The following is a 13,643-nucleotide window of genomic DNA, read 5'->3' as shown; positions in this document are numbered from 1 at the left end:
CCTGCCAGGACGACGTACCGACCAGGACGGCCCCGGACACTCGTGCGTGTGTCCGGGGCCGTTCCACGCTCCGGAAGGCCCCTGCATGCCCAGCAGCACCACTCTGACCCGCCGTCCCTTCAACTCCCCTTCCCTGCGCAGGCGTTCCGTGCTCGGTGGGGCCGCGCTGATCGGCGCCGGCACGCTGACCGGCTGCGGCATCCCGTCCGCGTACGTGGCGGAGGACCGCCGTTCGGCGCCGGACCGCTCGGAGAGCGACAAGCGGCTCGCGTTCTCCAACTGGACGCAGTACATCGACACCGACGACGCGGGCGGGCGGCCGACCCTGGACGCCTTCAGCGAGCAGACCGGGATCGCGGTCACCTACACCGAGGACATCAACGACAACGACGAGTTCTTCGGCAAGATCAGCCCGGTGCTCACCCAGGGCGCCGCCCCGGGCCGGGACCTGATGGTGATCAGCGACTGGATGGCCGGGCGGTACGTCTCGCTGGGCTGGGTGCAGGCCATGGACCGGGCCAACCTGCCCAACGTCACGGCCAACCTGGACCCGCAGCTCGCCGACCCGGCCTTCGACCCCGGGCGCAAGCGCAGCGTGCCGTGGCAGTCCGGGATCACCGGCATCGCCTACAACCGCAAGGCGCTCGGCCGGGAGATCAGGTCCACCGCCGACCTGTGGGCGCCCGACCTCAAGGGCCGGGTCACGCTGTTCGCCGGGCTGGACGAGGCGCTCGGGCTGCTGATGCTCTCCCAGGGCGCGGACATCGCGACGTTCAGCGACGACGACGCGCGCAAGGCGATGGACCTGGTGCAGAAGTCGGTCGACAGCGGCCACGTCCGGCGCTTCACCGGCAACGACTACACCAGTGACCTCGCCTCCGGTGCGGCGCTCGCCTGCCAGGCCTACTCCGGCGACGCCGTCCAGCTGACCGCCGAGAACCCGGACATCGAGTTCGTGGTGCCGGAGGAGGGCGGCGAGCTGTGGGCGGAGAGCCTGATGATCCCCAACCGGGCCGCCCACAAGCGCAACGCCGAGCTGCTGATCGACTACTACTACCAGCCCGAGGTGGCCGCCGAACTCGCCACGTTCGTCCAGTACATCTGCCCGGTGCCGGCGGCCCGCGAGGTGCTGGCGGCCAGCGGCGACAAGGAGAAGGCCGAACTCGCCGAGAACCCGCTGGTGTTCCCGACCGACGAGATGCGCGCCCGGCTGCACACCATGCGCGACGTCACCTCGGCCGAGCGGCCCGAGCTGCACAAGGCCTGGGGGCGCATCACCGGGGTGTGACGCGCAGGGCTCAGCGCCGGACGGCGTCCAGGGCGAGCAGTGCCACGTGCAGGGAGAGGCAGGACTCCACCTGGTCGAGGTCGACGCCGAGGATCCGTTCGACCTTGTGCAGCCGGTCGTAGAAGGACGGCCGGGACAGGTGCGCGGCGTCCGCCGCGGCCGACTTGTTCCGGCCCTGCTCCAGGTAGATCCGCAGCATCTGCACCAACTGGCCGTTGTGCTCGGCGTCGTGGGCCAGCAGCGGGCCCAGCTCCCGCTCCACGTACGTCTGCAACCGGGCGTCGTCGCGCAGCAGGTGGAGCAGGCCGCGCAGCCGGACGTCCGGCAGCCGGTAGTAGGAGGAGCTGCGGCCGCCGGGCGCGTCGTGCAGGGCGGCGTCGGCGACCTGGGTGGCCTCCAGCAGGGTGCGCCGGGCGTCGCGCACCGAGCCGACCGACGAACCGACCGCGACCACCGGGCCCGACGGGTCACCGCCCTCCCGTCCGGCCTCGGCAGACATCCGGCGCAGCGTGGCCGAGAGGGCGTCCAGCGCGGAGTGTTCGTCCTGCTGGGTGCCGAGCGCGATCAGCAGGCCGACGGCCTCGTCGTCGAGCGCGCCGACCAGCGCGGACAGCCGGCAGGCCCGGGCCGCGCCGGCGGCCAGCTCGGTGAAGTCGCGCAGCCGGGCCTGCGCCTCCAGTGCGGCCGGGATCGGCCCGCGCCGCTGCCGCAGCACCACGCCGACCAGCCGGCGGCCCTCCAACGGGACGCCGAGGGCCTGGGCGCGCAGGGCGGCCTCGGAGACGGTCAGCGCGTGGGTGAGGATGCCGGACAGCAGGGTGCGGTGGGTCTGCCGCTCCAGGCTCTCCCGGTCGCGTACCACCAGCCGGTTGAGCGCCAGCGCGGAGGCGCCCCGCTCCAGCAGCATGGTGTGCGGGTGGGCCTCGCCCTCGGGCAGCGGGCCGGGCTCCTGCACCAGCACCAGTCGGCCCCAGTCCTGGCCGCGGGCGCCGACGATGGTGACCAGCCAGCCGCTGCGCGGGTCGTGGCCGGTGCGCCCGGCCGGACGGACGCCGCGCGAGCGGCGCTCCCAGTCCTCCAGCACCTCGGCCTCCGGGCGCCCGGCGGTGTCGTGGGCGAGCACCTGGTGGGCCAGGTTCTCCAGGACGACCGGGGCGCCGGCCATCCGGGCCACCTGGCGGATCACCTCGGGCGGCTCGGCGCCCTCCACCACCAGCTCGTTGAAGACCTGGTGGACCGACTCGGAGGCCCTCAGCTGCTCCAGCTGGGCGTTGACCACCAGGGCGTGCACGGCCTCGGTGACGGCGACGAAGCGCAGCTCGCGGCGGAGGGTGATCAGCGGCAGCCCGCGCTGCTCGGCGGCGTTGACCAGGGCGCGGGGGAGCGAGTCGAAGTAGCGCCGCCCGAACTCGACGACCAGGCCGGCCACCCCGACCTCGTCCAGCTCGCGCACGTAGCGGGCCAGGCCCTCGCGGTCCTCGGGCAGGGCGATGCCGGTGGTCAGCACCAGCTCGCCGCCGCGGAGCATCCCGGCGACGTCGGGCAGCTCGCTGACGTGGACCCAGCGGATCGGCCGCTCCAGGTGGTCGGCGCCGGCCACCACCTGGGGCAGGCCGCGCCGCATCACGTCCAGGTCGAGGACTCGGGCGACGGTGGGGAGCATCGCGGGCCTCCGGGGCCGTGGGACCAGAGCGGGGGCTCTGGGGTGATCAGGGTGTCAGGTAAATCATCCATCCCCCCGACGACCTGTTGCCCTGCCCGCAGCCTTGCACCCTGTAAGGCCCTTCGTGCTGAGATTGCCGAAGTGACCCTTGTCACCCCGTCCCCGCAGCAGGCAAGGTCAGCGGGACCGCAGACCCCCATCGCGGACGCGTGACCCCGCAGCGGTCGAACCACGGCACTTGGAGGAACCAGATGGACCTGACCGACTTCGGCCCGGGCGCGCAGTACATCGCGGGCCGCCAGACCCGGGGGAGCGGCGAACCCTTCCAGGTCGTCAACCCCGCCGACGGCAGCGTGGTCGAGCAGGTCGCGCTGGCGACCACCGAGGACGTGGACACCGCCGTCGCTGCCGCGAAGGCGGCCCTGCCCGGCTGGTCCTCGGCCACCCCCGGTGCGCGCTCCGAGGCGCTCACCCGGCTGGCCGCCGTCCTGGCCGGGGCGGCCGACGACCTGGCCCGGGTGGAGACGGCGCAGACCGGCAAGCCGGTCAAGCTGGCCACCGAGTTCGACGTGCCCGGCACCATCGACAACGCGGCCTTCTTCGCCGGCGCCGCCCGCAACCTGGAGGGCAAGGCCGCCGGCGAGTACTCCGGCGACCACACCTCGTACGTGCGCCGCGAGGCGGTCGGCGTGGTCGGCTCGATCTCGCCGTGGAACTACCCGCTGCAGATGGCCGCCTGGAAGATCCTCCCGGCGATCGCCGCGGGCAACACCATCGTGCTCAAGCCGGCCGAGCTGACCCCGCTGACCTCGCTGATGTTCGCCCGGGCCTGCACCGCCGCGGGCATCCCGGACGGCGTGGTCAACGTGGTCACCGGCGCCGGGCGCACCGCGGGCGAGCACCTGGTCGGGCACCCGGACGTCGCGATGGTCTCCTTCACCGGCTCCACCGGCGTCGGCAAGCGGGTCGCCGAGATCGCCACCGCGAGCGTCAAGCGCACCCACCTGGAGCTCGGCGGCAAGGCCCCGTTCGTGGTCTTCGACGATGCCGACCTGGACGCCGCGGTGCACGGAGCGGTCGCGGCCTCGCTGATCAACGGCGGCCAGGACTGCACCGCCGCCACCCGCGCCTACGTCCAGCGCCCGCTGTACGACGCCTTCGTGGCCGGGGTGGCCGAGCTGTACGCGGCGATCCGGATCGGCGACCCGCTGAACCCGCACACCGATCTCGGCCCGCTGGTCTCGTACGCCCACCGGGACCGGGTGGCCGGCTTCGTGGAGCGCACCCGCTCGTACGCCACCGTGGTCACCGGCGGCCGGGCCCCGGAGAAGGGCCACGACGGCACCGACCTCACCCGGGGCGCGTACTACCAGCCCACCCTGATCACCGGTGCGGCCCAGGACAGCGAGGTCGTGCAGGGCGAGATCTTCGGCCCGGTGCTGGTCGTGCTGCCCTTCGACGGCGACGACGAGGGCCTGCGGCTGGCCAACGACACCCCGTACGGCCTGGCCGCCTCCGCGTGGACGAGCAACGTGCACCGCTCGCTGCGCGCCACCCGGGAGATCGCGGCCGGCTGCGTCTGGGTCAACGACCACATCCCGATCATCAGCGAGATGCCGCACGGCGGTTACAAGGCGTCCGGCTACGGCAAGGACATGTCCCAGTACTCGCTGGACGAGTACACCCAGGTCAAGCACGTCATGTTCGACACCACCGCGGTGGCCCGCAAGGACTGGCACCGCACCGTCTTCGGAGACAGATAATCCCCGGCCCCAGCGGGTGCCCCCACACCCCATCTCCCCCCAGGAGGCCCGTTCCATGGCGTTCAACGAGCTCACCGACGGTCTGCCCGAACCGGTCCGAAGGGCCTGGGAACGCAGCCTGGCCGGCGGCCGGGCCGCATTCGGCCGCCGCACCCTGCTGCGCGCCGCCGCGCTGAGCGCGGGAGCGGGCACCCTGGCCGCCTGCGGCATCCCGGCGGCCCCCCGGGCGACCGGCGACTCCACCGCGAACGCCGCCAAGGACCTCTCGGAGACGCAGAAGGAGGTCAACTTCTCCAACTGGCCGCTGTACGTGGACACGGACGAGAAGGACAAGGAGAAGCACGGCACGCTGGACGCCTTCACCGAGGCCACCGGCATCAAGGTCAAGTACAACGAGGACGTCAACGACAACGTCGAGTTCTTCGGCAAGGTCAAGCCGCAGCTCGCCTCCGGCCAGGACACCGGCCGCGACCTGATGGTGCTCACCGACTGGATGGCCGCCCGGCTGATCCGGCTCGGCTGGGCGCAGAAGCTCAACCCGGCGAACGTCACCACCGCGATCACCAACATCGAGGCGCGCTTCCGCGCGCCGGACTGGGACCCGGGGCGGCTGTACTCCTACCCGTGGGCCGGCATCCAGACCGTCGTCGCGTACAACAGGAAGGCGACCAAGGGGAAGGAGGTCACCAGCGTCTCCCAGCTGCTGGACGACCCGGACCTCAAGGGCCGGGTCACCTTCCTCTCCGAGATGCGCGACAGCATCGGGATGGTCCTGCTGGACCAGGGCAAGGACACCGCGAGGTTCACCGCCGACGACTACGACGGCGCGGTCGCCCGGCTGCAGAAGGCCGTCGACAGCAAGCAGATCCGCCGCTTCACCGGCAACGACTACGGCCAGGAGCTCTCCGCCGGCGACATCGCGGCCTGCATCGCCTGGGGCGGCGACCTGATCCAACTGCGCGCCGACAACCCGGACATCGAGTTCGTCATCCCGGAGAGGGGCTACATCGCCTCGACCGACAACATGCTGGTCCCGGCCAAGGCGCAGCACAAGGCGAACGCGGAGAAGTTGATCGACTTCTACTATCAGCCGAAGATCGCGGCGCAGCTGGTCGCGGGCATCGGTTTCGTCTCCGCCGTCACCGGGATGAAGGACGAGCTCGCCGGCATCGCCCCGGACACCGCGGCCAACCCGCTGGTCGTACCCACCCCCGAGATGGCGGTCAAGGCGCACGTGTTCCGCACGCTCTCCGAGAGCGAGGAGAGCGACTTCGAGCAGAAGTTCTCCAAGCTGATCGGCGCCTGACCCCCCAACTCCCGGCAGAGAAACCCAGGAAGACACCACCCCATGACAGACCAGCAGCGCGACGCGGCCGTCGGCGGCGACGTCCGGCTCACCGGCATCGGCAAGACCTACGGCTCCTTCACCGCCGTCCACCCGCTCGACCTGACCGTCCCGCAGGGATCGTTCTTCGCCCTGCTCGGCGCCTCGGGCTGCGGCAAGACCACCACCCTGCGCATGATCGCCGGTCTGGAGGAGCCCACCACCGGCACCGTCCTGATCGGCGGCCAGGACGTCACCGCCCTGCCCCCGTACAAGCGGCCGGTGAACACCGTCTTCCAGAGCTACGCGCTCTTCCCGCACCTGGACATCTTCGAGAACGTCGCCTTCGGCCTGCGCCGGCGCGGCAGGAAGGACGTCAAGAAGCAGGTCGACGAGATGCTGGAGCTGGTCGAACTCGGCCAGTACGCCCGGCGCAAGCCGCACCAGCTCTCCGGCGGTCAGCAGCAGCGCGTCGCGGTCGCCCGCGCGCTGATCAACCACCCGCAGGTGCTGCTCCTGGACGAGCCGCTCGGCGCGCTCGACCTCAAGCTCCGCCGCCAGATGCAGCTGGAGCTCAAGCGGATCCAGACCGAGGTCGGCATCACCTTCGTGCACGTCACCCACGACCAGGAGGAGGCCATGACCATGGCCGACACCATCGCGGTGATGAACGGCGGCAGGGTCGAGCAGCTGGGCGCCCCCGCCGAGCTGTACGAGAACCCCGCCACCACCTTCGTGGCCAACTTCCTCGGCCAGTCCAACCTGCTGCCCGCCGAGGTCACCGGCACCGAGGGCGGCGACCTGCTGCTCAGCGCCGCCGGCGCCCGACTCGCGGTGCCGAAGGCGCGCTGCGCCACCGACTCCAAGCGCGTTCACCTCGGCGTGCGCCCGGAGAAGATCACCATCACGCATGCCTCCGAGCAGGTCGCCGACGGCCGCAACCGGCTGGCCGGCACGGTGCTCGACTCCAGCTTCATCGGCGTCTCCACCCAGTACGTGGTGCGCACCGACGGCGGCCAGGAGGTCACCGTCTTCGAGCAGAACATGGAGCGCGACGCCCGGATCGTCCCCGGCGCCGCCGTCCTGCTGCACTGGAACCCGGCGCACTCCTTCGCCCTGGACGCCGCGCAGGCGATCGACGCGGGCACCGCGGAGGAGGCCGCATGACCACCACCGCCACGGCCGCGCCGCCGCAGGCCATACCCCCCGACGGCAGTGCCCCGGCCGGGACGCCCGCGAAGACGAGGCGCAAGCTCACCCCGTACTGGCTGCTGCTGCCCGGCATCGCCTGGCTGGTCGTCTTCTTCGCCGTGCCGATGGTCTACCAGGGGTCGACCTCGTTGCAGACCGGCTCGCTCGAAGAGGGCTTCAAGGTCACCTGGCACCTCTCGACCTACTGGGACGCCCTGGTCGAGTACAAGTGGCACTTCCTCCGCTCGTTCTCCTACGCGGCCGTCGCCACCGTGCTCTGCCTGGCCGTCGGCTACCCGCTCGCGTACACGATCGCCTTCAAGGCGAGCAAGCGCTGGCGCAACGTCATCCTGATCCTCGTCATCGCGCCGTTCTTCACCAGCTTCCTGATCCGCACGCTGGCCTGGAAGACCATCCTGTCCGACGGCGGCCCGGTGGTCGGCGCGCTGAACGCGCTGCACGTCCTGGACATCACCAACCTGCTCGGCCTCACCGACGGCGACCGGGTGCTGGCCACGCCGCTCGCGGTGGTCTGCGGCCTGACCTACAACTTCCTGCCGTTCATGATCCTGCCGCTGTACACCTCGCTGGAGCGGATCGACCCGCGCCTGCACGAGGCGGCCGGCGACCTCTACGCCCGGCCGTTCACCACCTTCCGCAAGGTCACCTTCCCGATCTCGCTGCCGGGCGTGGTCGCGGGCACCCTGCTGACCTTCATCCCGGCCTCCGGCGACTACATCAACGCCCAGCTGCTGGGCTCGCCGAGCGAGCAGATGGTCGGCAACGGCATCCAGAAGCAGTTCCTGAACGTGCTCGACTACCCCACGGCGGCCGCGCTGAGCTTCATCCTGATGGCCCTGATCCTGGGCATGGTGACGGTCTACATGCGCAAGGCCGGGACGGAGGATCTGGTCTGATGTCCCGGATGTTCAAGTGGATCCGCGCCCACCTGGTGGTGCTGGCCGGCCTGCTGGCCCTCGCCTACCTGGTGCTGCCCAACCTGGTCGTGCTCGCCTTCTCGTTCAACAAGCCGGTGGGCAAGTTCAACTACGAGTGGAACGAGTTCTCCACCGACGCCTGGACCAACCCCTGCGGCGTGGCCGACATGTGCCAGTCGCTCTCGCTCAGCCTGCAGATCGCGGTGCTCGCCACCATCGGCGCCACCGTGCTCGGCACCATGGTCGCCTTCGCGCTGGCCCGCTACCGGTTCCGCGGCCGCTCGGCCACCACCGCGATGATCTTCCTGCCGATGGCCATGCCCGAGGTGGTCATGGCCGCCTCGCTCGGGACGCTCTTCCTCAACATGCGCATCCCGTTCGGCTTCACCACCATCCTCATCGCGCACATCATGTTCTGCCTCAGCTTCGTGGTGACGGCGGTCAAGGCACGCGTGATGAGCATGGACCCGAGGCTCGAACAGGCCGCCCAGGACCTCTACGCGACCCCCACCCAGACCTTCCTGAGGGTCACCCTGCCGCTGGCGGCGCCCGGCATCGCGGCGGGCGCGCTGCTCAGCTTCGCGCTCTCCTTCGACGACTTCATCATCACCCAGTTCAACTCGGGCCCGACCACGGTCACCTTCCCGATGTTCGTCTGGGGCGCCTCGCAGCGCGGCATCCCGGTGCAGGTGAACGTCATCGGCACCGCGATGTTCCTCGCCGCCGTCGTGCTGACCGTCGTCGGCCAGTGGCTGGGCAACCGCCGGAAGGCCACCGCCTGACGTACGGTCGACAGCGGTGGCACGTGAAACCGTCATCTATTCGTAGAAAGTGGCTGATAATGCATGGACTCCGCCCGCGCACTCAGTGACGCCAGGCCCACCCCCTTCTGGCTGGAGGATCCCGGTCGGCCGGCGGCGCTGCCCGCCCTGGTCGGCGACACCACCTGCGACCTGCTGGTCGTCGGCGGCGGCTACTCCGGCCTGTGGACCGCCCTCATCGCCAAGGAGCGCGACCCCTCGCTGGACGTCGTGCTGGTCGAGGGCAACGAGGTCGGGTGGGCCGCGTCCGGGCGCAACGGCGGGTTCTGTGCGGCCAGCCTCACCCACGGCTTCGGCAACGGCCTGGACCGCTGGCCGTCCGAACTGGCCCAGCTGGAACGCCTCGGTGCCGCCAACCTCGACGGCATCGAGGCCACCCTCAAGCGCTACGGCATCGACGCCGAGTGGGAGCGCACCGGCGAGATCGACGTCGCCACCCAGCCCCACCAGGTCGAGGAACTCCACGAGATCGCCGAGGCGGTCGCCCGGTACGGCTTCGACATCACCGTCCTGGACGCCGACCAGCTGCGCGCCGAGGTGAACTCGCCGACCTTCCTCGGTGGCCTCTGGGACAAGGAGGGCGTGGCGATGGTCCACCCCGCCAAGCTCGCCTGGGGCCTCAAGGACGCCTGCCTGAGCCAGGGCGTGCGGATCTTCGAGCACACCCGGGCCACCGACCTGCGGGAGCGCGGCAGCGGCATGGCCGTCCGCACCCCGTACGGCCGGGTCTTCGCCCGCAAGGTCGCGCTCGGCACCAACGTGTTCCCGTCGCTGCTCAAGCGGGTCCGCCCGTACATCGTCCCGGTGTACGACTACGCACTGATGACCGAGCCGCTCAGCGACGAGCAACTCGCCTCGATCGGCTGGCGCGGGCGGCAGGGCCTCGGCGACAGCGCCAACAAGTTCCACTACTTCCGGCTCTCCGCCGACAACCGGATCCTCTGGGGCGGCTACGACGCGGTCTACCACTTCGGCGGCCACGTGCGGCACGAGTACGACCAGCGGCCGGAGACCTTCCGCACCCTGGCCAACCACTTCTTCCGTTGCTTCCCGCAGCTGGAGGGCCTGCGCTTCACCCACGCCTGGGGCGGTGCGATCGACACCTGCAGCCGGTTCTCGGCGTTCTTCGACACCGGGTACCGGGGCAAGGTCGCCTACGCGGTCGGCTACACCGGGCTCGGCGTCGGCGCGACCCGCTTCGGGGCCGAGGTGATGCTCGACCTGCTCGCCGGCGAGCGCACCGAGCGCACCTCGCTGGACATGGTGCGCAGCAAGCCGCTGCCGTTCCCGCCCGAGCCGGTGCGCTGGGCCGGGATCGAACTCACCACCCGGTCGCTGGAGCGCGCGGACCGCAACGGCGGCCACCGCAACCTCTGGCTGCGCACCCTCGACCGGCTGGGGCTGGGCTTCGACAGCTGAAGCGCCGACGGTCGGGTGACCCCGGTCGTGTGATCAGGACCCGCCGTCCGCCTCTCCCCGGTGACGGCGGGTCTCGCTCTTCCCGCCGTCTCCGAACAGCACGAACGGCACGAAGCGGGGACACGGCATGGAGACCGCCGGACTGCACTGGTCCGGTCCCGCCCGACGGTTCCGGGCGGCTCAACGACCCGGTGCTGTTGGAGCTGCCCCTGCACGGGGCGGCGGCGAGGTTCAGCGGCTGGTGAGCACGGGTGGCCGGGCGCTGGTGGCGCGTGGGGCCGCCCGGGGCGCTCGGCGGTGACGGCGCGCGGAGCGGGCGGTCGCGTCAGACTGGGAGGCGTGACCACCGTCCCGCACGCCGTCGACGCGTCCCTCCGCCCGGGCCCCGCCCAGCTGCGCCTGGCCGCCTGGGCCGCACCCGTCTGCGACCGGTACGGCCTCGCGCTGGCCGGCGGGCACGCGCTGCGGGCCCACGGCGTCGCGGCCTGCCCGCAGGACGGGCTGACCCTGGCGACCGGCGGCGCCGATCTGCCGGAGGTGGCCGCCGCGCTGGGCGAGGCGTACCGGGCGGCGGGCGGCGGGGTCGTCGAGCGGCCGGGCACACCGCGGCTGGAGCAGCTCACCGTCCGGCTGGCGCTGGGCGGGCGGTCGCACTCGGTGGAGCTGCGCAAGGAGCCGCTGGGCCATCGCCCGGTCCGGCTCGATCTCGGCGCGCCCGGCCCGGACGAGCCGCCGGTGGTGCTGCCGGTCGTCGCCCTGGAGGACGCGGCCGCGCTGACCACCGCGCTGCTCGTGGACCGGGGCATGCCTCGCGACCTGATCGATGTGCACGCCCTCACCCGCTGCTACCGGGAGGGTGAACTGCTCGCCCTGGCAGAGGAGTTGGACCCTGACTTCCAGCCCGCTGCGCTGGCCGAACGACTGGAGACGCTCGCCGAGGCGGCGGACGGGCGGTTCCGCGCCCGGGGCGTTCCGGCCGGGGAGGTGGACGAACGGAAGCGGTGGGCGCTGGCCTGGGCACAGGACCTGCGGCTGGACCTGCTGGAGACCCAGGAGGCGGCGGACGGGCTGCACGACCCGTACCTGGAGGAGCCGGAGGACGGGGAGTCCTGAGGCCCGGCCCCCGTGCGGCCACCCGTCCGGCGGAGCGACCGGACGACCTGTAAGGCTGAATCCAGGATCCCCGTCAGCCTGTTCGTTGAGCCGGGCCGAAGTGGCCACCAGACTGGGAGACGAGCGCGGTAGCCCCGTGATTTCCGTCGCCCGGCCCACCTGCGGGCGGCGCCAGACCGGACCGGTGGCAGGACGCCGCCCGGGACTTCGGAGGCAGACGGACCTTGAGCAAGCACATCATTCACTGGATCGGCGGCAAGCCGGTCGCCACCGCCGGTGCGGCCCCGCGACGCGGTGAGATCTTCGACCCGGCCACCGGCCAGGTCACCGGCCAGGTCGACTTCGCCGAGATCGCCGAGGTCGACCAGGCGGTGGCCGCCGCCGCCTCGGCCTTCACCGAGTGGCGCAGCGCCTCGATCGCGAAGCGGACGACGGTGCTCTTCGCCTTCCGCGAGCTGCTGAACGCCCGCCGCGACGAGCTGGCCTCGATCATCGTGGCGGAGCACGGCAAGGTGCACTCCGACGCGCTGGGCGAGATCGCCCGCGGCCTGGAGGTCGTGGAGTACGCCTGTGGCATCCCGCAGCTGGTCAAGGGTGGCTTCACCGAGCAGGCCTCGACCGGCATCGACGTCTACTCGATCCGCCAGCCGCTCGGCCCGGTCGCGATCATCTCGCCGTTCAACTTCCCGGCCATGGTGCCGATGTGGTTCTTCCCGATCGCCATCGCGGCCGGCAACAGCGTGGTCGTGAAGCCCTCGGAGAAGGACCCGTCCGCCGCCAACTTCCTCGCGGAGCTGTGGAAGGAGGCCGGCCTGCCGGACGGCGTCTTCAACGTCGTCCACGGTGACAAGGTGGCCGTCGACCGCCTGCTGGAGCACCCGGACATCAAGTCCGTCAGCTTCGTCGGCTCCACCCCGATCGCCCGCTACGTCTACGAGACCGGCACCCGCTACGGCAAGCGCGTGCAGGCCCTGGGCGGCGCCAAGAACCACATGCTCGTCCTGCCGGACGCCGACCTCGACCTCGCCGCCGACGCCGCGGTCAACGCCGGCTTCGGCGCGGCCGGCGAGCGCTGCATGGCGGTGTCCGTGCTGGTCGCGGTCGACCCGATCGGCGACGAGCTGGTCGAGAAGATCAAGCAGCGGGTGGCCACCCTGAAGGTCGGCCCGGGCTGCAACGGGGACTCCGAGATGGGCCCGCTCGTCACCGGCCAGCACCGGGACAAGGTCACCTCCTACGTGGAGTCCGGGATCGCCGACGGCGCCGAGCTCGCGGTGGACGGCCGCAAGCACCCGGTCACCGCCGAGGACAGGAACGGCTCCCCGACGGCCGACGGCTTCTGGCTCGGCCCCACGCTGTTCGACCACGTGAAGCCCGGCATGTCCGTCTACAACGACGAGATCTTCGGCCCGATCCTCTCGGTCGTGCGCGTCGACTCGTACGAGGAGGGCGTGGCACTGATCAACGCCAACCCGTACGGCAACGGCACCGCCCTCTTCACCAACGACGGCGGCGCGGCCCGGCGCTTCCAGTTCGAGGTGGAGGTCGGCATGGTCGGCATCAACGTGCCGATCCCCGTCCCGGTCGCCTACTACTCCTTCGGCGGCTGGAAGGCCTCTCTGTTCGGCGACGCCCACGCGTACGGCGCGGACGGCGTGCAGTTCTTCACCCGGGGCAAGGCCGTGACCCAGCGCTGGCTGGACCCGTCGCACGGCGGCATCAACCTGGGCTTCCCCACCAACAGCTGAGCCGCACGGCTCCACCGGCCGGACCCCTCTCCCCGGGGTCCGGCCGGCCGTCTTTGCACGACGTTTGCATCCGCCCGCGGAAGCGCGTACAGTCCTTCGAGCTGCCTGGCAGGGAGCACCGGACACGCATCTGCGCGGACGGTCCCGGGGTAGCCAATCCTCTGAAACACCACTTCTCGGTTCGCGCCGGTCGTTTTCGCTTTTCTGCGTGATGGCCCGGTGTGTATTCGGCGTGCGCGTTTTATCGGGTTGCGGCCGGATTCGCTTTTCGGAGCGGAGATCGGCTAGAGTTTGAAACGTCGGACGGGGCGTCAAACCCCAGAAGACACCGGCGAGTTGGATGAACGAAGCCCCGGAAACGGAGCGGAAAACATC

The 13,643-nt window shown here is 71.3% G+C and carries 10 protein-coding genes; 9 read left to right on the top strand and 1 reads right to left on the bottom strand.

The window, feature by feature from the left end:
- The first annotated feature begins 85 nt into the window (after window positions 1-85).
- Complete coding sequence (locus ACIRRH_RS36095; RefSeq protein ID WP_403076051.1) at window positions 86-1,288, top strand: spermidine/putrescine ABC transporter substrate-binding protein; 1,203 nt, start codon at window positions 86-88, stop codon at window positions 1,286-1,288.
- Between the two features lie 10 nt (window positions 1,289-1,298).
- Here ACIRRH_RS36095 and ACIRRH_RS36090 read toward each other — a convergent pair whose 3' ends face one another.
- Window positions 1,299-2,951 carry a PucR family transcriptional regulator gene (locus ACIRRH_RS36090; RefSeq protein ID WP_403076048.1) on the bottom strand — a complete coding sequence of 551 codons (1,653 nt, stop codon included), beginning with the start codon at window positions 2,949-2,951 and terminating at the stop codon, window positions 1,299-1,301.
- Window positions 2,952-3,202: 251 nt separating this feature from the next.
- Between ACIRRH_RS36090 and ACIRRH_RS36085 the strand changes: the two genes are divergently transcribed.
- From ACIRRH_RS36085 to ACIRRH_RS36050, 8 genes are all read left to right on the top strand, one after another.
- Window positions 3,203-4,714: a gamma-aminobutyraldehyde dehydrogenase gene (locus ACIRRH_RS36085; RefSeq protein ID WP_224280188.1), complete on the top strand. Its 1,512-nt coding sequence runs from the start codon at window positions 3,203-3,205 to the stop codon at window positions 4,712-4,714.
- A 55-nt stretch (window positions 4,715-4,769) separates the two neighbouring features.
- A complete protein-coding gene (locus ACIRRH_RS36080; protein WP_403076045.1) occupies window positions 4,770-6,020 on the top strand; it encodes an extracellular solute-binding protein in 1,251 nt (416 codons plus the stop codon).
- A 42-nt stretch (window positions 6,021-6,062) separates the two neighbouring features.
- Window positions 6,063-7,205: an ABC transporter ATP-binding protein gene (locus ACIRRH_RS36075; protein WP_224280162.1), complete on the top strand. Its 1,143-nt coding sequence runs from the start codon at window positions 6,063-6,065 to the stop codon at window positions 7,203-7,205.
- Window positions 7,202-8,146 (top strand): ABC transporter permease, encoded by a 945-nt coding sequence (locus ACIRRH_RS36070; RefSeq protein ID WP_403076041.1) that lies wholly within the window; start codon window positions 7,202-7,204, stop codon window positions 8,144-8,146. The genes ACIRRH_RS36075 and ACIRRH_RS36070 overlap by 4 nt, the downstream gene beginning before the upstream one ends.
- Window positions 8,146-8,949, top strand: a complete 804-nt coding sequence (locus ACIRRH_RS36065; protein ID WP_224280157.1) for an ABC transporter permease — start codon at window positions 8,146-8,148, stop codon at window positions 8,947-8,949. Before ACIRRH_RS36070 ends, ACIRRH_RS36065 begins: the two co-directional genes overlap by 1 nt.
- A 63-nt stretch (window positions 8,950-9,012) precedes the next feature.
- The gene (locus ACIRRH_RS36060; RefSeq protein ID WP_224280155.1) at window positions 9,013-10,407 is read left to right on the top strand and encodes an FAD-binding oxidoreductase; all 1,395 of its coding nucleotides are present in this window, start codon (window positions 9,013-9,015) and stop codon (window positions 10,405-10,407) included.
- Window positions 10,408-10,746: 339 nt separating this feature from the next.
- A complete protein-coding gene (locus tag ACIRRH_RS36055) occupies window positions 10,747-11,520 on the top strand; it encodes a nucleotidyl transferase AbiEii/AbiGii toxin family protein (RefSeq protein WP_403076037.1) in 774 nt (257 codons plus the stop codon).
- A gap of 224 nt (window positions 11,521-11,744) precedes the next feature.
- Entirely contained in the window at window positions 11,745-13,268 is a 1,524-nt protein-coding gene (locus ACIRRH_RS36050; RefSeq protein ID WP_403076035.1) for a CoA-acylating methylmalonate-semialdehyde dehydrogenase, read from the top strand.
- The last annotated feature ends 375 nt before the right edge of the window (window positions 13,269-13,643 follow it).

The sequence above is a fragment of the Kitasatospora sp. NPDC101235 genome (assembly GCF_044767505.1).
GTDB lineage: Bacteria > Actinomycetota > Actinomycetes > Streptomycetales > Streptomycetaceae > Kitasatospora.
Note: the sequence above shows the minus strand (reverse complement) of the source record. Positions and strands in the feature narration are given on the sequence as shown.

What these genes read in the sequence shown, in the direction of transcription:
- ACIRRH_RS36095 (WP_403076051.1), top strand. Translation starts at nt 86, where the DNA reads ATGCCCAGCAGCACCACTCTGACCCGCCGTCCCTTCAACTCCCCTTCC.
- ACIRRH_RS36090 (WP_403076048.1), bottom strand. Translation starts at nt 2,951, where the DNA reads ATGCTCCCCACCGTCGCCCGAGTCCTCGACCTGGACGTGATGCGGCGC.
- ACIRRH_RS36085 (WP_224280188.1), top strand. Translation starts at nt 3,203, where the DNA reads ATGGACCTGACCGACTTCGGCCCGGGCGCGCAGTACATCGCGGGCCGC.
- ACIRRH_RS36080 (WP_403076045.1), top strand. Translation starts at nt 4,770, where the DNA reads ATGGCGTTCAACGAGCTCACCGACGGTCTGCCCGAACCGGTCCGAAGG.
- ACIRRH_RS36075 (WP_224280162.1), top strand. Translation starts at nt 6,063, where the DNA reads ATGACAGACCAGCAGCGCGACGCGGCCGTCGGCGGCGACGTCCGGCTC.
- ACIRRH_RS36070 (WP_403076041.1), top strand. Translation starts at nt 7,202, where the DNA reads ATGACCACCACCGCCACGGCCGCGCCGCCGCAGGCCATACCCCCCGAC.
- ACIRRH_RS36065 (WP_224280157.1), top strand. Translation starts at nt 8,146, where the DNA reads ATGTCCCGGATGTTCAAGTGGATCCGCGCCCACCTGGTGGTGCTGGCC.
- ACIRRH_RS36060 (WP_224280155.1), top strand. Translation starts at nt 9,013, where the DNA reads ATGGACTCCGCCCGCGCACTCAGTGACGCCAGGCCCACCCCCTTCTGG.